This is a genomic window from Duganella sp. CF402 (assembly GCF_900109645.1).
GTDB lineage: Bacteria > Pseudomonadota > Gammaproteobacteria > Burkholderiales > Burkholderiaceae_D > Rugamonas.
Map to the genome: position 1 here is coordinate 261,852 of NZ_FOBG01000003.1, position 21,272 is coordinate 283,123.

A 21,272-nucleotide genomic window follows, 5' to 3' on the forward strand; every position below is an offset into this window, starting at 1 on the left:
GCAAAACAGATTAGCCAGCCACTTTCGGCTCGGCAGCACGCAGACGGATGTGCAGTTCTTTCAGCTGCTTCTCGTCCACTTCCGACGGCGCGTGGGTCAGCAGATCCTGCGCGCGCTGGGTTTTCGGGAAGGCGATCACGTCGCGGATCGAATCGGACTTGGTCATCAGGGTCACGATACGGTCCAGGCCGAATGCCAGGCCGCCGTGCGGTGGCGCGCCGTATTGCAGCGCGTCCAGCAGGAAGCCGAACTTCAGGCGCGCTTCGTCGGCGTCGATCTTCAACGCGCGGAACACTTTCGACTGCACTTCTTCGCGGTGGATACGGATCGAACCGCCGCCCAGTTCCCAGCCGTTCAGCACCATGTCGTAGGCCTTGGCGATGCAGGCGCCCGGATTGGTTTCCAGCCAGTCTTCGTGGCCGTCTTTCGGCGCGGTGAACGGGTGGTGGGTCGCGGTCCAGCGATCCGACTCTTCGTCGTATTCGAACATCGGGAAGTCGATCACCCACAGCGGCGCCCAGACGTCGTCGAACAGGCCGGCGGCCTTGCCGAATTCCGAGTGGCCGATCTTCACGCGCAGCGCGCCGATGGCGTCGTTCACCACCTTGGCTTTGTCCGCGCCGAAGAAGATCAGGTCGCCGTCTTCGGCGCCGGTCAGTTCCAGCACCTTGGCCAGCGCGGCGTCGTGCAGGTTCTTGACGATCGGCGACTGCAGGCCGTCACGGCCCTTGGCTTTCTCGTTGACCTTGATGTACGCCAGGCCCTTGGCGCCGTAGATGGCGACGAACTGGGTGTAGGCGTCGATTTCCGAACGCGGCATGTCGGCGCCTTTCGGTACGCGCAGGCCCACCACACGGCCGTTAGGCATGTTGGCGGCGCCCGAGAACACCTTGAAGTCGACGTCTTTCATGACCTCGGTCAGTTCGGTGAACTTCAGTTTCACGCGCATGTCCGGCTTGTCCGAACCGTAGCTGCCCATCGCTTCGGCGAAGTCCATCACCGGGAACGGGTTAGGCAGGTCGACATCCATCGTGTTCTTGAAGGTCTTGCGGATCATGTCTTCGAACAGATCGCGGATTTCCTGTTCGTTCAGGAACGAGGTTTCGCAGTCGATCTGGGTGAATTCCGGCTGGCGGTCGGCGCGCAGGTCTTCGTCGCGGAAGCACTTGGTGATCTGGTAGTAGCGGTCGAAGTTGGCCACCATCAGCAGTTGCTTGAACAGCTGCGGCGATTGCGGCAGCGCGAAGAAGTTACCGGCGTTCACACGCGACGGCACCAGGTAGTCGCGTGCGCCTTCCGGGGTCGACTTGGTCAGCATCGGGGTTTCGATGTCGATGAAGCCCAGTTCGTCCAGATACTTACGCACTTCCATCGTGACCTTGTAGCGCAGGCGCAGATTGTTCTGCATCTGTGGACGACGCAGGTCCAGCACGCGGTGGGTCAGGCGGGTGGTTTCCGACAGGTTGTCGTCGTCCAGCTGGAACGGCACGGCCACCGAGGCGTTCAGCACTTCCAGCTCCGAGCAGATCACTTCGATCTTGCCCGACTTCAGGTTGGCGTTGACGGTGCCGGCCAGGCGGTCCTTGACCACACCGGTCACGCGCAGGCAGAACTCGTTGCGCACGGCTTCGGCGGCCTTGAAGACTTCAGCCTGTTCCGGATTGCACACCACTTGCACCAGGCCTTCGCGGTCGCGCAGGTCGATGAAGATCACGCCGCCGTGATCGCGGCGACGATGTACCCAGCCGCACAGGCTGACGGTTTGGCCAAGCAGCGCTTCAGTGGTGAGGCCGCAGTAGTGAGTACGCATTGAGGACATGTTTATTTCTCGGTTCAGGTTAAGTTACTCAGTTAATCTTATTTGCTTGCGATTTCAATGGCTTTGGGCGCTTCTTCCGGCGCCACCACACCCATCGAAACAATGTATTTCAGGGCCGCATCGACCGACATGTCGAGCTCGACCACATCCTTTTTCGCCATCATCAGGAAAAAGCCCGAGGTCGGATTCGGCGTGGTCGGGATGTACACGCTGACATAGTCACCGACCAGGTGATTCTTCACATCCCCGCCCGGCGTGCCGGTCAGGAAGGCGATGGTCCACGAATTCTGGTGCGGATACGGAATCAGCACCGCTTTGCGGAAGGCATTGCCGGACGACGAGAACAGCGTATCCGACACCTGCTTGACGCTCGAATACAGCGAGCTGACCACCGGAATCCGGGTCAGCAGTTTTTCCCACAGCTTGACCACGTAATTGCCGACCAGGTTATTGGTCAGCAAGCCGGTCAGGAACACGATGACCACGGTCAGCAAGGTGCCCAGGCCGGGGATGTCAAAACCGATCAGGGTGCGCGGCTGCCAGCGCTCCGGCACGAACAGCAGCGACTGGTCCATCGTGCTGATCACCAGGTTCAGCACCCAGGCGGTAATCGCCAGCGGCACCAGGATCAGCAAACCGGTAATGAAGTATTTACGCATCGACTTCCTTCGTGGTGAATGAATCGCTTCTTCAGTTGTCGCTGCCGCCGCCCGATGGCGTCGGCGTCGGGGCAGGCGCAGCGGTTTCGGTCTTGGCCGGGCCGGTGGCCGTGCCGGTGGCCGGCGGCGTGCCGCCACGGAAATCGGTCACATACCAGCCTGAGCCTTTCAGCTGGAAACCGGCGGCAGTCACTTGTTTCTTGAACGACTCCTTGCCGCACTGCGGGCAGACAGTCAGCTGCGGGTCGGACATCTTCTGCAAGACGTCCTTGGCAAAACCGCAGGCCTCGCAGCGGTACGCGTAGATCGGCATTACTTACTCCGCAAAAATCATCAAAACCCTGAATTATAAAGCCTTTTGCCAGCCACCTGACTGTTTCCTGTGGACACGGCTCTTCCGGTAATCGATTTCATAGCAAAAATCTATTCGCATATTGTAAGAAGGCATGATTTAATACCATCCAACAAGCGAAGATTTCCCAATCCCTGAATCGCCGCCTCGTTTGCCGTCCGCGACCGACGACGCTCCAACTCTTTGATTCTTAGGGAATTCCATGAAAAAATACCTGACCGCAGGGCTCTTGACCGCTTGCCTCGCCGCGCCGGCTTTCGCCGCCACCAGCAAACTTGTCCCCCAATCGCCCGACGAACCGTTGCACCGCCGCGCCATTTTGTTGTGTATGGCCGTGGTGGTGGGCTTACAAGCCTACAAACACCGACCGCGCATCAAACGCCACGAGTTGCCCACCTATTGCGATTAACGGCCACGCTGCGGGGATGCCATGAAACGGCTTGCTGCCCTTACTCTGCTGTCCGCTGTGCTGAGCGCCGGTCCGGCCTCGGCCATGCGGGCCCACGATTATCTCGACGCCGACCGGCGCGGCCCGGTCACGCTGCCTGAACGGCCACTGGCGGATATCACCTTGCCGGCGGAGCCGGCCATCCCAGCAGCCGAGGATGCCGCCCAGTTGCCGCCGCCCGGGCAACCAGCCAACGCTGCCGCCACGCCCCAGGTGACCAGCGCGGTGCCGGAACCATCGGCCCTGGCCATGCTCGCCTGCGGCTTGCTGCTGCTCTTGTTTGCGCCCTATGGCCGCAACGACGAAGCCATCGTGCCGGAACCGATCCAGCGTCCGGACTCGACGCTATGAACGGCGCCACACCATCCAGCGCTCCTTGCCGGCAAACACCGGAATCGAGTCGCTGACGGCTTCATCGGCGATGCAGGTGAAGTGCGCGTGCAGCAGTTGGTCCAGCTGCGCGCGGTTGATGCCGAACGGCGGGCCCTTGGGCGCATCGTCAAAGAAGAAATAGCCTGCCAGCAGCGCCCCCGGCGCCAGCAGCTGCGCCCAGCGCGCCGCCACCTGCGCCCACATGGCGCGCGGCATGGCGCACAAAAACGCCCGCTCGTAGATCAGCTGCAGCGGCGTGGCCGGCTGCCACTGGAAGAAATCCGCCTCCACCACGCGCGCCGCATGCGGGCCGGCGGCCGCCTTGCCTTGCGCCACGGCGGCCGGCGCGAAATCGATGGCGGTGGCGTCCCAGCCCTGTTCGGCCAGGAAGGCCAGTTCGTAGGCCGAGCCGCAGCCGGGGATCAGCGTCACCAGCGGCGCGCTGGCGGCGGCAAAGTCGCGCAAGGCTTGCGGCACGCCGCCCTTGTCCCACGGCGTGAAGTTGCGCTCGAAGCGCTCGTCCCAGAACGCCGGCGAACTCGGGTCGCGCTGCTGGAAATCGGTCACGGGTGCAAGCGCAAATAGAGCTGGAAGCCGGCCACGCCCAGCGCAAACGCGCCGGCACCATAGATCACCAAACTCAGCAGGCGATTGGTGCGCTGCTGTTCGTTGATCAGTACTTTGATCAGTTCCGTGTTGTCATTTGGCTTTTCAGCGTGACGCTCCAGCGCCTGATGCACCAGGCGCGGCAGTTGCGGGAACAGGTGGGCGTAACGCGGCGCCTCGGCCTTCAGCCGCTGCATGAAGCCTTTCACGCCGACCTGCTCGGCCATCCAGTTTTCCAGATACGGCTTGGCGGTCTTCCACAAGTCGAGGTCGGGATCGAGCTGGCGGCCCAGGCCTTCGATGTTGAGCAGGGTCTTTTGCAGCAGCACCAGCTGCGGCTGCACTTCGACGTTGAAGCGGCGCGAGGTCTGGAACAGACGCAGCAGGATCTGGCCGAACGAGATGTCTTTCAGCGGACGGTCGAAGATCGGCTCGCAGCAGGCGCGCACCGCCGATTCCAGTTCGTCGACGCGGGTTTCCTTCGGCGCCCAGCCGGACTCGATGTGGGCCTCGGCCACGCGCTTGTAGTCGCGGCGGAAGAAGGCCAGGAAGTTCTGCGACAGGTAATCCTTGTCGAAATCGTTGAGCGTGCCGACGATGCCGAAGTCGAGCGCGATGTAGCGGCCAAACGTTTCCGGTTCGATCGACACCAGGATGTTCCCCGGATGCATATCCGCATGGAAGAAGCCGTCGCGGAATACCTGCGTGAAGAAAATTTCCACGCCGTCGCTGGACAGCTTTTTCAAGTCCACGCCGGCCTGCTCCAGGCGGTCGATCTGCGACACCGGAATGCCGTGCATGCGCTCCATCACGATTACGCTGGGCGAGCAATAGTCCCAGTGCATTTCCGGCACCAGCAGCAGGTGCGAATCGGCGAAGTTGCGGCGCAGCTGGCTGGCGTTGGCGGCCTCGCGCATCAGATCCAGCTCGTCGTGCAGGTATTTGTCGAACTCGGCCACCACCTCTTTCGGCTTGAGGCGCTTGCTGTCAGCCCACAGGTTGCCGATCCACTCGGCGGCGACGTGCATCAGCGCGACGTCGTCGTCGATGGATTTCTTCATGCCCGGACGCAGCACCTTGACCGCCACCTGGCGGCCGTCGCGCAGCGTGGCGAAGTGCACCTGCGCGATCGAGGCCGAGGCCACCGGCGTGCGCTCGAAGGTGGCGAACAGCTCATCCGGGTGCGCGCCCAGCGATTTGCGGATCTGCGCGATGGCCAGGTCGGAGTCGAACGGCGGCACGCGGTCCTGCAGGCGCGCCAGTTCGATCACCAGATCGGCCGGAATCAGGTCGCTACGGGTCGACAGCACCTGGCCGAACTTGACGAAGATCGGACCGAGCTCTTCCAGCGCCATGCGCAGGCGTTCGCCGCGCGGCGCAGAAATGTCGCGCCAGAAAAATACCGTGTCGATCAGCTTGGCGATACGCGGTTTCTTCAAACCGGAGATGGCAATTTCGTCGAGGCCGTAGCGTACCGAGACCCGCAGGATTTTCAGCAGGCGCAAGAATTTCAGCATTATTGGGATCCCAGTTTTTGTTCCAGCTTCGCCAGCCGCTTGGCAGCGCGCTCGACGTCGTCGCGCAGACGGGTCACGTCGGACGAGTAAGTTTGTACGGTTTCAGGCCGCACCAGCACCTGTTTTTCTTCGAGCAGGAATTCGGCCACATTCTCGGCCAGTTTCTGGTGGCCGGCCTTGACCGCCTCGAAAGCGGCCCTGGCGCCGGAGACGGCGCGCACGGCGGCGATCGGGCCGATCACTTTTTCCAGATCATGCTCGGCTTCCCAGCGCAGGGTTTTGCTGAGGTTGGAAATGGCGTTGGCGAATTCGGCGTCGCCCTCGATTTGCACATAGGAAAAGGCGCGCTCGCGGTTTTGCGCGATCAGCGGCAGGTCCGACAGTTTGACGCGGATGGTGACGCGGGCCGGCTCATCGGCCGGCGCGGCTTCCAGATAGCCATCGGCGGTGACGCGCAGGCGCAGCGCGGCCGAGCCGGCGTCGATGCAGGCGATCTTGCCGGCGTGGCGCTGCAACTCCTGGCGCGCCCACGGCTCCTGCGCCAGCAAGTGATTGATGGCGGCGCTGGCCGGCGCCGCAGAAAAACTGCCTGGATTGAATGAAATCATATTCCCGTCGTTCAAAACAAAACCGCCCGATGACGGGCGGCCTTGATCTTACCAGCTTTGCTGGATTTGCCTGATTACGCCAGTTGCTGGATACCTGCCAGCAGCCAGCCACTGGAACCGTTGACCGGTTTGACCAGATTCCACACTTCGTGGAACGGCTCGGCCAGCGCGTCCGGTGCCGGCTTGATCATGCCGGTGAACTTCACGCTCGCCAGGTAATCGCTGTCGCTGGTTTCAATACCCAGCAGTTCGGCGTCGATGCTGACCACGTCGGTGTAGTCGGCCACGGTGCGCTCGGTGATCTGCATCTTCATTTCGGCAAACACTTCCGGCGTGGTGAATTCGCGGATATCGGCCACATCGCCCTTGTCCCAGGCCGCCTGCAGGCGGATGAAGTTACTCTTGGCCACGCGCAGGAAGCTGGCCTGGTCGAAGTCGCCCGGCACGCCCCACTGGTTGTGCTGCACCGGCGCAGCGACAGCAGCGACCGGCGCAGGCTGCAGACCCGAGCCGATTTCCGGCGTCGCCACACCGCCTTGCTGCGGCATCGCATACACATTCTGGTTGCCGCTGAAACCAGCCGGCTGCGCCGCAGGCTGCGACTTGCCACGGATCAGGCGAATGATGAAGAACACCACACCGGCCAGCAGCACCAGCATCAGGATCGAGCCCAACGCGCTAGCCAGCGCGCCGCCCATGCCGAAGTGCGAGAACAACGCGCCCAGGCCCAGGCCCAGCAGCGCGCCGCCCAGGATGCCCTTCCACATGCTCGGCTTTTTCGGCGCGGCCGCAGGAGGCATCTGCGCAGGCGCCGGTGCAGGCGCGGCCTGGCGTGGCGCCGGTTGCGGCGCTGGCTGGGCCGGCATGCGGCTGACGTTTTGCGACTGACGGCCTATCGAACGGCCACCGCCGGCGGGACGCGCGATCGCTTCCGTCAGCATGGACATGGCGGATACCGCGATTACAGCACCAACGAGGATTTTCTTCAGGTTCATGGTCATTCCAGTCATCACATTTTGATACCAGTGTGCAAAGCGGCCACACCTGCCGTCAGGTTGTAGTACGTGACCCGTTCCAGGCCCGCCTCTTCCATCATGGTTTTCAGCGTTTCCTGGTCCGGGTGCATGCGGATCGATTCGGCCAGATAGCGGTAGCTCTCGGCGTCGTTGGCGATCTTCTCGCCCATCCACGGCAAAATCTTGAACGAATAAATGTCATACGGCTTTTGCAGCGGCGCCGCCACTTTCGAGAATTCCAGCACCAGCAGCTTGCCGCCCGGCTTCAGCACCCGGCGCATTTCCTTCAGCGCCTGATCCTTGTGGGTCATGTTGCGCAGGCCGAAGGCCACGCTGACGCGGTCGAAGTAATTGTCCGGGAAAGGCAGTTTTTCCGCATCACACAACAAGGTGGGGGTCAGCAGGCCGCGATTCAAGAGGCGATCACGCCCCACGCGCAGCATGGATTCGTTGATGTCGGTCAGCCAGACTTCTCCGGTCGGGCCGGCCTGCTTGGCGAACACCTTGGCCAGGTCGCCCGTACCGCCGGCGATGTCGAGGCACTTGAAGCCCGGACGCACGGCCGCGTTGGCGATGGTGAAGGTCTTCCACAAACGGTGCAGGCCAGCCGACATGACGTCGTTCATGATGTCGTACTTGGCGGCGACGGAGTGGAAAACCTTGGCAACCTCGCGGACTTTATCTTCTTCCGCGACAGTCTTGTAACCGAAGTGAGTGGTGTTGGTCATGATATGCAGGCCTGTTAATTTGCCAGCATTATACAAGACCCACTTTTTATTGCGGCTTAAGGTGCTGCCACACCAGCCCCAGCTGGGCGCGCTGGGGAAAACCCTTCCAGTTGCCATCCAGATAAGCTTGCAATGGCGCGGCTTTCAGGTGGATGCCGAGGAAGGCAGTCACGAAGTGCTGGTTGATGTTGTTGATACGGCGGCTGTCCCAGACCGGTTCGGAATAGGACTGGAAGTCGTCCGGGTTGCTCCAGTGGGCCGGGGACGGCGGATTCGGCGCGGAATTGTGGCGGCCGCCGACGTAGGTCAGCAGGTAGCGGTCGGCGTTGACGGCCTGCTGGAACAGCTTGAGCACACCGTCTTTGTAGCCGGCGACGTCGTCCTGGTCGCCGGTGATGAACAGGGTAGGCGTGCGCACGCCGGCCAGGCCGGCCGCGTCCCAGACCTTCTGTTCGCCGCCCCACGGGGCGAAGGCCACCACCGCCTTGATGCGTTGGTCGCGCTGCGCCTCGTACTGCGGGTTGCCCTGCTGGTTGACGGTCAGCTTGCCGCCGGGGACAAACGCCGCTGCCGCCGCGCTGATGCCGGCGCCCACCGTGTTCAGCGCGCCGTAGCCGCCCATCGAATAGCCGACCAGCGCGGTGTTGTCCGCATCGACCGCGCCGGCGAGGAAGCTACCGCTGCCCGGTTGGGCCCACGCGGCCACGGTGTCCAACACGAACAAGTCGTCAAGGCGACGGTTCAGCAGTGTGCTCGGGAAGCCCGCCTTGTCGGCACGCGTGGATTCCGGATGGTCGACGGCGACCACTACGTAGCCCTTCGACGCGAGGTTCTCGGTCAAGTAGGACATTTGCAGCCGCGAGCCGGGATAGCCGTGGGAGACGATGACCAGCGGGTAGCGTGCGCCCTGCGCCGCCACTGGTGCCGCTGGTGCCGCTGGTGCTGCTGGTGCTGCTGGTGCTGCATCGCGAGCAGCACGGCCATTGAACTGGAACGGCGTGTTCGGGCGCTTGGGATCATTCGGGCCGGAGCCCAGGACATCGGTATAAACAGTATGTTCCTTTTGGCCCGCCGCCAGTTGCGCCGGATACCACACCTCCAGCACCAGCTTGCGCGTGTAGCGCGGGTCCGGCTGCCCGGCGCTGGCGTGCAGGATATCCAGCTGGTCCTTGTGCTCCACCACCAGCGTGCGCACGCCGACCGGCAGCGAGCCGCGCGCTGCAAGCTCCGGCGCATCCGGACGCGCATCGCCAAAATATTCCTGCGCGCCCCCAACCTGCGCCACGGTCAACGCCGCAGCCAACACCAACATCCTGCCAAACATGCCTTCTCCTATAAGCCCAAGTGCTCGCGCAAGGTGCTCCCTTCATACGCCTTGCGGAACAAACCGCGCCGCTGCAATTCAGGAATCACCAGCGTGAGGAAATCATCCAAACCGCCCGGCAGCGCCGGCGACATGAAATTGAATCCATCCGCCGCGCCCTGCTCGAACCATTCCTGCATCTGATCCGCTACCTTCTCCGCCGTTCCGACCTCCGTGAAGTGGCCGCGTCCACCGGCGATGCGCTCGTACAGCTCGCGGATCGTCAAATTCTCGCCCTGCGCCAGATCGGTCAGCAACTGCTGGCGACTGCGCTGGCCATCCTGCGTCTCCGGCAGCTCCGGCAAAGGACCGTCAAGGGGATAGGCCGACAAATCGAAATTGCCGATCATCCGGCCCAGCAGCGCCAGACCGGCCTTCGGCTCGATCAACGCTTGCAGCTCAGCGAACTTCCGGTCCGCCTCCTCCTGCGTGCGGCCGACCACCGCGAACAATCCCGGCATCACCTTCACCGAATCCGGCGAGCGCCCCTTCTCCACCACGCGCCGCTTGATATCGCCGTAGAAGGCCTGCGCCTTGGCCAGCGTTGGCTGCGCGGTGAACACCACCTCCGCCGTTCCCGCCGCCAGATCGCGGCCCACCTCCGAACCGCCAGCCTGCACCACCACCGGCCGCCCCTGCGGACTGCGCGCCACGTTCAGCGGACCTGCAACCGCGAAATGCTCGCCGCGATGATTCAGCTTGCGCAGCTTGGCCGGGTCATACGGCAGCGTGCCCGCCTTGTCGACCTGCAGCGCATCGGGGTCCCAACTATTCCACAGTCCTGTGACAACTTGATGAAATTCGCGCGCCCGCGCATAGCGGTCGGCATGCGCCACGTGCTGGTCGCGGCCGAAGTTGGCCGCTTCCGCAGCATTGTCCGACGTGACCAGATTCCACCCTGCCCGCCCATCCGACAGCAAATCCAGCGACGCAAACTGGCGCGCCACCGTGTATGGCTCGTTGTAGGTGGTGGTGGCGGTGCCGATTAAGCCGATTCGCTCGGTCGATGCGGCCAGCGCAGACAACAGCGTCAAAGGCTCCAGCGACGGCGCGCCAGTCAGCGCCACGCTATCGGCAAAGAACACCGCGTCCAGGCAGGCACGCTCCGCACTGCGCACCTGCTCGCGGAACACCTTGAAAGGATTCGACAGCAAATCCGTCTCCGGATGCCGCCACGCCGCAACGTGGTGGCCGTACCGCATCATGAACGCGGCGATACTCAACTGCTTAGCCATCAGAATTCCTTGCGTGCGGAGATGCCGAAATAGCGCTCGTCGTCACGCGGCACGGCGCGGGTGACGTAGCCGGTCGAGGTGACCAGATTGGTGGCGTACGATCTATTGGCCAGATTCTTGCCGACCAGCGCGACGCGCCAGCCGCCCACCGGCGACGACAGCGCGATGCCAGCATTGATGACGCCATACGCGCCCTGGATCGCATCAGCCGACTGGAACAAGTCGTACTGCGTCTTGGCCTGCCAGCTGTAGTCCGCCGACAGGTCGACGATCAGGCCATTCTCCAGCGGCAGCGCGTAGTTGGCGCGGGTGAAGGATTTCCACTTCGGCGAGAACGGCAACGGCTTGCCATTCAGGTTGCACGACGCGGCAGCAGCCGGCGGGCAGTTGAAGTTGTCGATGGTGGCGTCGGTATAGGCCAGCGATGCGCTCAGGGTCAACGCACGCGTCGGACGCGCGTTCAGGTCCAATTCCACGCCCTTGGTCGAGACATCGCCAGCGTTAATCAGGCGCGTGACCACGGCGCCTGCCACGGTGTCGTAGAAGTTGGCCTGATAGTTTTCGTACTTGGTGCTGAACACGGCCAGGTTGGCGGTCAGCTTGCGGTCGAAGGCGCTGGCTTTCAGGCCCAGTTCAAACGAATCCGAGGTCTCCGGTTTCAGCGCCAGCGTGTCGCGGTTCAGCATATTGAAGAACACGTTGTAGGCCGGGCCCTTGTAGCCGCGCGAGTAAGTGGCGTAAGTATTCACGTCGCGCGCCAAATCGTATTGCAGGCCGACGCGGCCCGAGTAGCCATCCTCGCTGGTCGAGCCGGCATTCTGCACGGCTGGCTGTACACCGGGGAAGGCTACCGTCTGCGTCGAGGTGCGCTTGTGGTCATAGGACAGGTCATCCTTGGTCCAGCGCGCACCGGCGATGGCGCGCCACACTGGCGAGAAGTTCAAGGTGCTTTCGCCGAACAGCGAATAGCTGTCGCTCTTCACACCATAGTCCGCGCGGCCGGAGTTGATGGCCGTGCCGTTGTTGACGATGCGCTGGTAGGTTTCGCGATCCTTGCCGTGCAGGTAGTAGGCGCCGGCCACGTACTCCACGGACTCGCCCTTCGGCGATGCGACACGCAGCTCTTGCGAGGCCTGGCTGAAGTCCACCGTGCCGATATCGCGCGTGGCCGGGAAAGCCGCCGTGATGCGCGCTGCTTCCGCCGCATTGCCGATAGCCGATGTGCTGGTGTACTGCGTGTTATCCCAATCGCGCACCGCCGTGATGGAGGTCAGCGTGTAGCCGTTGAAGCGGTAATCGACTTGCGCCGACAGGCCCTTGTTCTTGTCACGGATATCGGCAGGGATGTCGGCGTTGACCTGGCGGTTTTCCGGCCCTGCCACCACCGGCGCGATGCCGGCGTTGAAGGCAGCCGCCGTCGATTTGTAAGCAGTGAAAGTCGGCGATGCATTCGAGCGCAGGTAGTCCGCGATCAGCGCAATGTCCAGATCCTTGGTCGGCGTGATATCGATACGGGCGCGTACGCCCTTGCGGTCATAGCCATTCAGCTTGCCGCCGCCAGCATGCACGTTATCGACGTTGCCGTTGAAGTCTGCATACAAACCGGTGACCGATGCCGCCACTACGCCCGGCTGGATCGCCCCCGACACGCCGGTACGTACGCGCTTCTCGCTGCCTTCGTAGTAGGCCGCATCGATGAAGCCTGTAGTCTGTTGCGACGATTTGCGGCCAATCACATTCAGCACGCCGGACGAAGCGTTCTTGCCGAACAGCGTACCTTGCGGGCCGCGCAGGATTTCAATGTGCTCAATATCGAGCAGATCCAGCGTAGCCTGGCCTGGACGCGCATACACCACGCCGTCGATCACGGTCGACACAGTCGGCTCCACACCCGGCGAGGTGGAAATGGTACCGATACCGCGTACAAAGATGGTGGAATCCTTATTCCCGCCTTGCTGGCGGAAGGTCACGCTCGGCACTTCCTGCACGATGGTGTCGATACTGGTGCGGTTGGCCTGCGTCAGCGCATCGCCATCCAGCACCGATACCGCCACTGGCACGGATTGCAGCGAAGCGTTGCGGCGCGTGGCGCTGACCGTCACGCTCGGCACGGAAGCGCTGTCGTCGCGCTCCTTGATCGGCGTCGGATCCGCCTCCGCATACGCGGTGTTTACCAGCAAAGCGCCGATGGTCAGTGCGCCGAAAAATTTCACATTGCTCTTCATTTCCTGATCCCTTGATTTGAAAGCGCTCCAAGCGCCGCATGCCTTTATACGGAAAACCTACTTTCATCATCGAAGAACCAACTTAGTGTCCAGCAGGTCGTTCGCTACAATTCAGTGGTACCGGTACCCTTTTTTTAGTGTCGCGGCGGGCCGGGTTGAAGTCAAAGAATTAAAAAAATCATCGATATGTTTTTTCGGAATATGCGCAGATGAGCGAACCAGCAGCACCACGAAAACGCCGGGGATCCGGCCGCGCCACCGTCCACGATGTGGCGCGGCTGGCGGGCGTCGGCTCGATTACGGTATCGCGCTACTTCACCGAGCCGGGGCGCGTAGCGGCAGAACGCAGCGCGCGCATCGCGGCGGCGGTGAAAGAACTGGGCTACGTGCCCAATCTCGCCGCCAGTGGCCTCGCCTCCGCGCATGGTCGCGTGGTCGGCATGGTGATTCCAAATATCTCCGGGCCGATTTTCGCCAATACCATCCAGACTTTCAGCGATACGCTGAATCGCCACGGCTACCAGCTGCTGCTGGCTTCCAGCTACTTCTCTGCGGCGAAGGAAGAAGCCGCAGTGCGCGCCTTCCTCGGCTGGAAGCCGGCAGCGCTGGCGGTGGTGGGCCGCTTCCACAATCGGGCCACCGAAAAGCTGCTGTCGACGGCGGGCATTCCGGTGGTGGAGACGTGGGACTATCAGCCCAAACGCAAGCCGATACAGGTCGGCTACTCCAACAATGCGGTGGGTGAGCAGGCAGCGCGCTACTTGTACGCCAAAGGCTATCGCCGCATCGCCTTCGTGCAGAACAGTCTTGCGGGCGATTTGAGCGCGGTTGATCGCAGCGATGGCTATGCAGCAGTGATGCGCGAGCATGGCCTTGAGCCGATCATCTACGCACCGACGGCCGAGGCGCCGTTCGATGCGGGCAAGCAGGCGATTGAAGCACTGGCCTTGTCGCCGGCGAAGCGCAGCAAGCCGGTAGAGGCCATCATCTTCGCCAACGACAATCTGGCCGCAGGTGCTTTGCTGGCCGGTCAGCGCGCGGGGCTGAAGATACCGCAGCAGTGCGCCATCGTCGGCTTTGGCGATTACGCTTTCTCGCCGCTGCTGCTGCCTAGCCTGACCACCATCCGTCCGCCGGGGCGCGAGATCGGCGAGATCGCCGCGCTGCGGATTCTTGAACAACTGGGCGTGCTGCCCGCATCAGCACAGGATTCGCGTCTGAACCTGCTGGCCTGCGAGTTGATAGAGCGCGAGAGCGCATAAGGAAGATGATGAAGAAATGGATTTGCCTGTTGTTCGCGGTACCGCTGCTGTCGTCGGCGGCCGAGATACGCATCGGTTTTCAGAAAGGCTCCGGCTTGCTGAGCATGATGAAGACGCAGGGCGTGTCGCTGCCGGGCCATCAGCTCAAGTGGATAGAATTCCCTGCCGGGCCGCAGATGCTGGAAGCGCTCAATGCGGGCAGCATCGATTTCGGCAGCACCGGGGCGCCGCCGCCAGTGTTTGCGCAGGCCGGTGGTGTGGATTTGCTGTACGTGGGCGCGGAGCCGGCGCCGGTGAATAGCGAGGCGCTGTTTGTACCGAAGGATTCGCCGATCCGCACGGCGGCGGAGTTGAAGGGCAAGCGGGTGGCGTTCCAGAAAGGCTCCGGTTCGCACTTCCTGCTGGCGTCCGCGTTGCAGAAAGCGGGCCTGAAGTTCAGCGACATTACGCCGATTTATTTATCGCCATCCGATGCGCGGGCGGCGTTTGTCAGCGGCGGCATTGATGCGTGGGTCGTGTGGGATCCCTACTTCGCTTCGGCGCAGAAGGCCTATCAGGTGCGCGTGCTGAGCGACTACACCGGTCTGCCGCTGGCGAATGGTTTCTACCTGACGTCTCGCAAGTTCGCGGAGCAGTCGCCACAACTGGTATCAGCCTTGCTGGAACAAGTGCGCGCAACCGGCAAGTGGGCCCGCGAGCACCAGAAAGAAGTCAGCACCCTGCTGGCGCAGCAGACCGGCGTGCCAGCCGACATCGTGGCGACCTGGATGCAGCGCTCCCGCTTCGGCGCCACGCCGGTGACGCCCGACATCGTCGCCAACCAGCAGCGCGTGGCCGACCTGTTCTACCAGCAAAAGCTGATCCCCAAAGCCGTCAACATCGCCAGCCGCGTCTGGACCTGGCAGCCAAAGTGAAGCACGATTGATCTGCCTAAAAGCCTCGCCAACTGAGCCGCCTACGCTGGCAGCTCAACCAGCGAGCACCTAGTGAAATATCCGAAACATGAGAAACTGGATGGGATCAAGGAACTTCTGATAGGGGGCGGAGGTCTAAAGGCAAGGTCACAGCGGGCAGCAAATCACATAGCCTGCGCTGCTTTGCTTCATTGCGAAGTATTGCTGACCTGATATCGAGATACCGGAAATAGATCCCGCAAGCAAGCAGGAGCTGGACGAGCTTCGCGCCTTAGCTATACGAGAACGTGCGGATGCAGAAAGGCGTGGGGCCGATCCGCGTTTCGCATGGTTCGATGCAAAAGTTAAGACCGCCCCGCTGCCACAAGACGCCAACAAACCGCTGACGTTCAGCATCAACGGGCTGCGGCAGCGATCGCCGTGGGCGCGTGCGCGGGTGTTGTATGTGATGCGGGATCAGGTGACGGATTAGTGCTTGCAGCCACTGCCGCAACCACCGCCACCATGCTGGTGCGTGGACGGGCCGGTCAGCGAGACGCCGGTTTCGCGGCCACTATCGCCTTCGAAACCGGAGGCGTGCAGGCGGTCCATGTAGGTCGCCCACAAGGCATCTTTCTGGCTGCCCAGCTTGTAGAGGTATTCCCAGGTGAAGATGCCGGTGTTGTGGCCGTCGCTGAAGGTCGGCTGCACCGCGTAGTTGCCCACCGGCTCAATGCCGGCAATGCCCACTTCGCGCTTACCTACCTGCAGCACTTCCTGCCCCGGACCATGCCCCATCACCTCCGCCGACGGCGAATACACGCGCAGCAGTTCAAACGGAATCGAGAACGACGCACCGTCGTTGAACTCAATATCCAGCACGCGGGATTTGTTGTGTACCGTCAGGCCGGTAGGGACAGGTTTGCTGCTCATAATGCTTTCACTTTCTCGACGATGGCTGCGTGTAGCGCCGGCAGCAGCGCGCGGCGCGCTGCCAGCACTTCCACCGATGACGAACGCTGTGCCACAGCCCAGGTCGGGTTGGGGAAATGCGCATCGTCGCGGTAACGCGGGATAACGTGCCAATGCACGTGCGGCGTCATATTACCAAAACTGGCGAGGTTGATTTTTTCCGGCGCCATCACTTCACGCTGCGCCGACTCCACCGCCCACACCACGTCCATGATGCGCACGCGGTCTGCGGCCGGCAGGTCGGTCATCTCTTTCACGTGGCCATTCCACACCACGCGCGTGAAGCCCGGATACTCGGCCTCCTCCACGGCGACCACCGACAACTGGTGATCACCCCAGACCAAGGCAGCACCCGGCGCCGCCAGCAGATTGCACAGATCGCAGGCCATGCTTACACCAGCACGCGTTCAATGCCGCCGTCGTTGGCGCGCTTCACGTAGTCCGGCATCCAGTTCTCGCCCAGCAGGTGCTTGGCGATTTCCACCACGATGTAATCGGCGGTGGTGCCGGCATCTTCGCTGTAGCGCGACACGCCGCCCAGGCAGGCCGGGCAGCTGGTCAGGATCTTCACCTCGCCATCGAAGCCATCGGCGCGCAGCTTGTCGGCGCCCTTGATGACTTCCTCTTCCTTGCGGAAACGCACCTGCGTCGAGATGTCCGGACGCGCCACCATCAGCGTGCCCGAATCGCCGCAGCAGCGGTCGTTCTTCTCGATCTTGACGTTGTCATGCGTCTGGATCAGCGAGTTGACGGTCTTGGTAGCCTCCTGCAGCTTCATCGGCGTGTGGCACGGCTCGTGGTACATATAGCGCGTACCGGTCACGCCTTCCAGCTTGACGCCCTTCTCATTCAGATATTCGTGGATATCCATGATGCGGCAGCCCGGGAAGATCTTGTCGAACTCGTAGGTCGCCAACTGGTCGTAGCACGTGCCGCACGACACCAGTACCGTCTTGATGTCCAGATAGTTGAGCGTATTCGCCATGCGGTGGAACAGCACGCGGTTGTCGGTCATCATCTTGTCGGCGACGTCGTACTGGCCCGAGCCGCGCTGCGGATAACCACAGCACAGGTAACCCGGCGGCAGCACGGTCTGTACGCCCACTTCCCACAGCATGGCCTGCGTTGCCAGACCCACTTGCGAGAACAGGCGCTCCGAACCACAGCCCGGGAAGTAGAACACCGCTTCCGTATCGGCATTGGTGGTCTTCGGATTGCGGATGATCGGGATGACCTTGTCGTCTTCGATATCCAGCAACGCGCGCGCGGTCTTCTTCGGCAGGTTGCCCGGCATCTTCTTGTTGATGAAGTGGATCACCTGCTCGCGCACCTTGGGCTTGCCGACGGTCGGCGGCGGCGCCTTGGTTTGCTTCTTGGCGAATTTCTTCAGCAGGTCGTTACCGAGACGCTGTGCCTTGTAGCCGATACCGATCATCGCCGCGCGGGTGGCGTTGATGGTGGCCGGGTCGGTAGCGTTCAGGTAGAACATGGCCGCCGCCTTGCCCGGATTGAAGGACTTCTTGTCCATCTTGCGCAGCAGGTTGCGCATGTTCATCGACACGTCACCGAAGTCGATGTTGACCGGACAGGGCGTGACGCATTTATGACAGACCGTGCAGTGATCGGCCACGTCCTCGAATTCTTCCCAGTGCTTGATCGAGATGCCGCGACGGGTCTGCTCTTCGTACAGGAAGGCTTCGATCAGCGACGAGGTCGCCAGGATCTTGTCGCGCGGCGAATACAGCAGGTTGGCGCGCGGGATATGGGTCGAGCAAACAGGCTTGCACTTGCCGCAGCGCAGGCAGTCCTTGACGCTGTTGGCGATCTCACCGATATCGCTCTGCTGCATGATCAGCGATTCGTGGCCCATCAGGCCGAACGATGGCGTGTAGGCATTGCGCAGGTCGGCTTCCATGCCGTCCAGGTTCAGCAGCTTGCCCTTGTTAAAGCGGCCTTCCGGATCGACGCGCATCTTGTAATCGCGGAACGGGCCGATCTCGTCTTCGTGCAGGAATTCCAGCTTGGTGATGCCGATGCCGTGCTCGCCCGAGATCACGCCGTTGAGCGAACGGGCCAGCTTCATGATGCGTGCGACGGCCTGGTGGGCCAGTTGCAGCATTTCGTAGTGGTCCGAGTTGACCGGCAAGTTGGTGTGCACGTTGCCGTCGCCGGCGTGCATGTGCAGCGCCACGAACACGCGGCCGCGCAGCACGCGCTTGTGAATGGCGGTGGCTTCGTCGAGGATCAGCTTGTAGGCGGCGCCGTTGAAGATCTGGCGCAGCTGGGCGCGGATTTCCTGCTTCCACGTCACGCGGATGGTGCGGTCCTGCACCACGTCGAACAGGGTGGCGTCCGGCTGGGTTTTCAGGCGCTCTTCGAATACCGGCAGCAAGCGGTCCATGCCGTGCGCGGCCAGTTCGGCGGTGATGGAAGCCAGCGGCTTGTCCAGCTCGGCCAGCAAGTAGGTCCAGCGCGCGTGCACTTGCGACAGCAGCGCTTCAGCTTGTTGCTGGCGGTCGCCCAGCATTTCGGCATCGCCGACGCTGTCGTCGGCATCGTCGCTCTTGCCGATCGGCAGATTGCCGGCGGCGAAGAAGTCCTGCAGCTCTTGCACCAGTTGCAGCTTGTTCTTGATCGACAGTTCGATGTTGATGCGCTCGATACCGTCGGTGTACTCGCCCATGCGGTTCAGCGGGATCACCACGTCTTCGTTGATCTTGAAGGCGTTGGTGTGCTTGGCGATGGCGGCGGTACGGGCGCGGTCCAGCCAGAACTTCTTGCGGGTTTCCGGGCTGACAGCCACAAAGCCTTCACCCACGCGGGTATTGGCGATGCGCACCACTTCGGAGGCGGCTTGCGCCACGGCGTTTTCATCGTCGCCGACGATGTCGCCGAACAGCGCCATCTTCGGCAGCACGCCGCGTTTCGATTTGGTGGCGTAGCCGACCGCGCGCAGGTAGCGCTCGTCCAGGTGCTCCAGGCCGGCGAGGCGCAGGGTCGAGAACTCGGCGCCCTTGGCTGGCAAGCCGTCCAGGTAATCCTTGATTTCCACGATCGATGGAATCGCATCGCGCGCCTGGCCGAAGAACTCCAGGCAGACGGTGCGGGTGAACTTCGGCATCTTGTGCAGGATCCAGCGGCCCGAAGTGATCAGGCCATCGGTGCCCTCTTTCTGGATGCCAGGCAGGCCGGCCAGGAATTTGTCGGTCACGTCCTTGCCCAGGCCTTCCTTGCGGAACACGCGGCCGGCGATCTCGAGGATCTCAGTCTTGAACGGCGCGCCCTTGGCTTCGCCCTTGGCGGTCGGATGGGTCCATTCCAGCTTGAAGCGCGCCAGCGGCGTATCGTGGATCTTCGACAGATTGTGGTCGAGGCGGGTGACTTCCAGCCAGTCGCCGTTCGGATCGACCATGCGCCACGAGGCCAGGTTGTCCAGCGCCGTGCCCCACAGCACGGCCTTCTTGCCGCCCGCGTTCATGGCGATATTGCCGCCGATGCAGGAAGCGTGGGCCGAGGTCGGATCGACTGCGAACACGAAGCCGGCCTTCTCGGCCGCTTCGGACACTTTATTCGTGATGACGCCGGCGCCGGTGTAGATGGTGGCGTATTCCTTGTCCAGGCCTGGCAGCACCTTCATCTCCACCGCGCCCATGTTGAGCAGCTTTTCCGTGTTGATGACGGCCGACATCGGCGTCAGCGGAATCGCGCCGCCGGTGTAGCCGGTGCCGCCGCCGCGCGGGATGATGGTCAGCCCCAGTTCGATACAGCCTTTGACCAGGCCAGCCATTTCCTCTTCGCTGTCCGGGGTCAGCACCACGAACGGATACTCGACGCGCCAGTCGGTCGCATCGGTCACGTGGGAGATACGCTTCATGCCGTCGAAGCAGATGTTGTGCTTGTCGGTGTAGCGGCCCAGTACCTTGAAGGTACGCTTGCGCAGGTCGTACACCTGTTTGAATTCTTCGCCGAAGTCGGCCACCGCCTTGCCGGCCGCTTGCAGCAGCTTGGCCACATTGGCGCTGCGCTGGCGCGAGGCTTCATCTTTTTCAGCGTCGTCGACGCTGAGACGGCGCTTGTCCACCTCGGACAGGCGGTGATGCAGCGCGTTGATCAACTCCTGGCGGCGCTTCGGGTTATCCAGCAGGTCGTCCTGCAGATACGGGTTGCGACGCACGGCCCAGATATCACCCAGCACCTCGTACAGCATGCGCGCTGACCGGCCGGTCTGGCGCGCGCCGCGCAGCGCATCCAGCAGCGACCACGATTCCTCACCTAGCAGCCGGATGACGATCTCGCGATCGGAAAACGACGTGTAGTTATAAGGAATTTCCCGCAGGCGCGTGGCCTCCGGACCGTGGGGCGTTTCCGCCAGCAAAGCTTGAATTTGTGCAGGGGCGTTCATTATGCAGGGACGATAGACAGACACCGGGAGGGCCATTCTAGCCTATTGCGGCGCACCACGCGGGAACAGCCTTAGATGGCCGAGGGGCTCTACCACAGCACGAAACGCTGCAAAAATTCGAAATTCGGCCCAGTGCCGAGCAATTTCATGCCAATTATCGCCAGCAGACTGAATGAAATTTACGCATAAGCTTATGCGGCAATATGATTAAATGCACCAAATTAGCCCATCATCTGCCCGATCCGGTGCCACACTCCGTCCGGGACGTACAACAGCAGCGAGGTCATGGTGAGATAGCGAAGGCCCTTGCCGATGGCCATGTAGGCCAGGCTGGGCCAGAACGGCAGGCGCAGCCAGCCGCCCAGCGTGCACAGCGGATCGCCGATGCCGGGCAGCCAGGCCAGCAGCATGGTCTTGGCGCCGTAGCGTTCCAGCCAGTGGAACCAGCGGCTGTGGCGCTCCTTGGCAAAGCTCTGCTTGGCCTGCCAGCCGATGTAGTAGTCGATGGCGCCGCCGATGGTGTTGCCGAGCGTGGCGACGAAAATGGCGCTCCAGAACAGATCCGGATTGGCCTTGATAACGGCAAACACCGCCGGCTCCGAGCCGAGCGGCACCAGCGTGGCCGATACCAGAGCAATGATGAAAACCGAAGTCAGGCCTACCGTGGGCGCGGCGATCAGGTGCAGCAGCCAGGTAATTGCAGATTCGATCATCGGTTATTGGGCGCGGGAGGAAAGCAGCCATTATAATGAGTCAGCCCGATCCGGCACACCCGCCTGGATTTGTGTCTCCCTG

19 protein-coding genes are annotated in these 21,272 nt (G+C 62.4%); 4 read left to right on the forward strand and 15 right to left on the reverse strand.

What is annotated here, in order from left to right; genetic code table 11:
• Positions 1-10: 10 nt before the first annotated feature.
• Genes aspS through BMZ70_RS23250 form a run of 3 tightly spaced genes read right to left on the reverse strand, consistent with a single transcriptional unit; the run spans position 11 to position 2,791 of the window.
• Positions 11-1,810, reverse strand: a complete 1,800-nt coding sequence (aspS, locus tag BMZ70_RS23240; protein ID WP_175500819.1) for an aspartate--tRNA ligase — start codon at positions 1,808-1,810, stop codon at positions 11-13.
• Positions 1,811-1,857: 47 nt separating this feature from the next.
• Positions 1,858-2,478, reverse strand: a complete 621-nt coding sequence (locus BMZ70_RS23245; RefSeq protein WP_092279971.1) for a DUF502 domain-containing protein — start codon at positions 2,476-2,478, stop codon at positions 1,858-1,860.
• A 31-nt stretch (positions 2,479-2,509) separates the two neighbouring features.
• On the reverse strand, positions 2,510-2,791 hold the full coding sequence (locus BMZ70_RS23250) for an FmdB family zinc ribbon protein (RefSeq protein ID WP_092279973.1): 282 nt from the start codon (positions 2,789-2,791) through the stop codon (positions 2,510-2,512).
• A gap of 241 nt (positions 2,792-3,032) precedes the next feature.
• Here BMZ70_RS23250 and BMZ70_RS23255 point away from each other — a divergent pair, with 241 nt between their 5' ends.
• A complete protein-coding gene (locus BMZ70_RS23255) occupies positions 3,033-3,239 on the forward strand; it encodes a hypothetical protein (protein ID WP_092279975.1) in 207 nt (68 codons plus the stop codon).
• Between the two features lie 21 nt (positions 3,240-3,260).
• The gene (locus BMZ70_RS23260) at positions 3,261-3,629 is read left to right on the forward strand and encodes a hypothetical protein (RefSeq protein WP_130301050.1); all 369 of its coding nucleotides are present in this window, start codon (positions 3,261-3,263) and stop codon (positions 3,627-3,629) included.
• On the opposite strand, the gene BMZ70_RS23265 is transcribed toward BMZ70_RS23260, so the two are convergent.
• The 8 genes from BMZ70_RS23265 to BMZ70_RS23300 all read right to left on the reverse strand — a co-directional run bounded on the left by BMZ70_RS23265 (position 3,624) and on the right by BMZ70_RS23300 (position 12,948).
• The gene (locus BMZ70_RS23265; protein WP_092279978.1) at positions 3,624-4,217 is read right to left on the reverse strand and encodes a methyltransferase domain-containing protein; all 594 of its coding nucleotides are present in this window, start codon (positions 4,215-4,217) and stop codon (positions 3,624-3,626) included. The genes BMZ70_RS23260 and BMZ70_RS23265 overlap by 6 nt on opposite strands.
• Positions 4,214-5,776, reverse strand: coding sequence for a ubiquinone biosynthesis regulatory protein kinase UbiB (gene ubiB / locus BMZ70_RS23270; protein ID WP_092279980.1), 1,563 nt, complete (start codon positions 5,774-5,776; stop codon positions 4,214-4,216). Before ubiB ends, BMZ70_RS23265 begins: the two co-directional genes overlap by 4 nt.
• Complete coding sequence (locus BMZ70_RS23275) at positions 5,773-6,381, reverse strand: ubiquinone biosynthesis accessory factor UbiJ (RefSeq protein WP_092279982.1); 609 nt, start codon at positions 6,379-6,381, stop codon at positions 5,773-5,775. Before BMZ70_RS23275 ends, ubiB begins: the two co-directional genes overlap by 4 nt.
• A 74-nt stretch (positions 6,382-6,455) precedes the next feature.
• Entirely contained in the window at positions 6,456-7,376 is a 921-nt protein-coding gene (locus BMZ70_RS23280) for a Tim44 domain-containing protein (protein ID WP_092280377.1), read from the reverse strand.
• Between the two features lie 14 nt (positions 7,377-7,390).
• On the reverse strand, positions 7,391-8,125 hold the full coding sequence (gene ubiE, locus BMZ70_RS23285) for a bifunctional demethylmenaquinone methyltransferase/2-methoxy-6-polyprenyl-1,4-benzoquinol methylase UbiE (RefSeq protein ID WP_092279984.1): 735 nt from the start codon (positions 8,123-8,125) through the stop codon (positions 7,391-7,393).
• A gap of 46 nt (positions 8,126-8,171) precedes the next feature.
• On the reverse strand, positions 8,172-9,449 hold the full coding sequence (locus tag BMZ70_RS23290) for an alpha/beta hydrolase family protein (protein ID WP_092279986.1): 1,278 nt from the start codon (positions 9,447-9,449) through the stop codon (positions 8,172-8,174).
• An 8-nt stretch (positions 9,450-9,457) separates the two neighbouring features.
• Positions 9,458-10,723 carry an LLM class flavin-dependent oxidoreductase gene (locus tag BMZ70_RS23295; protein ID WP_092279988.1) on the reverse strand — a complete coding sequence of 422 codons (1,266 nt, stop codon included), beginning with the start codon at positions 10,721-10,723 and terminating at the stop codon, positions 9,458-9,460.
• Positions 10,723-12,948, reverse strand: coding sequence for a TonB-dependent receptor (locus BMZ70_RS23300; protein ID WP_092279990.1), 2,226 nt, complete (start codon positions 12,946-12,948; stop codon positions 10,723-10,725). Before BMZ70_RS23300 ends, BMZ70_RS23295 begins: the two co-directional genes overlap by 1 nt.
• Before the next feature lie 209 nt (positions 12,949-13,157).
• On the opposite strand from BMZ70_RS23300, the gene BMZ70_RS23305 reads away from it, so the two are divergent.
• Positions 13,158-14,210, forward strand: coding sequence for a LacI family DNA-binding transcriptional regulator (locus BMZ70_RS23305; protein ID WP_092279992.1), 1,053 nt, complete (start codon positions 13,158-13,160; stop codon positions 14,208-14,210).
• 8 nt (positions 14,211-14,218) lie between these two features.
• Complete coding sequence (locus BMZ70_RS23310; protein ID WP_373922554.1) at positions 14,219-15,124, forward strand: sulfonate ABC transporter substrate-binding protein; 906 nt, start codon at positions 14,219-14,221, stop codon at positions 15,122-15,124.
• Positions 15,125-15,592: 468 nt separating this feature from the next.
• Here BMZ70_RS23310 and BMZ70_RS23315 read toward each other — a convergent pair whose 3' ends face one another.
• From BMZ70_RS23315 to BMZ70_RS23330, 4 genes are all read right to left on the reverse strand, one after another.
• Positions 15,593-16,036 carry a gamma-butyrobetaine hydroxylase family protein gene (locus BMZ70_RS23315; RefSeq protein WP_092279996.1) on the reverse strand — a complete coding sequence of 148 codons (444 nt, stop codon included), beginning with the start codon at positions 16,034-16,036 and terminating at the stop codon, positions 15,593-15,595.
• Entirely contained in the window at positions 16,033-16,464 is a 432-nt protein-coding gene (locus BMZ70_RS23320; protein ID WP_092279998.1) for an HIT family protein, read from the reverse strand. The genes BMZ70_RS23315 and BMZ70_RS23320 overlap by 4 nt, the downstream gene beginning before the upstream one ends.
• A gap of 2 nt (positions 16,465-16,466) precedes the next feature.
• The gene (locus tag BMZ70_RS23325) at positions 16,467-20,477 is read right to left on the reverse strand and encodes a DUF3683 domain-containing protein (RefSeq protein WP_092280000.1); all 4,011 of its coding nucleotides are present in this window, start codon (positions 20,475-20,477) and stop codon (positions 16,467-16,469) included.
• Between the two features lie 221 nt (positions 20,478-20,698).
• Positions 20,699-21,190 carry a YqaA family protein gene (locus tag BMZ70_RS23330; protein ID WP_092280002.1) on the reverse strand — a complete coding sequence of 164 codons (492 nt, stop codon included), beginning with the start codon at positions 21,188-21,190 and terminating at the stop codon, positions 20,699-20,701.
• Positions 21,191-21,272 lie beyond the last annotated feature (82 nt).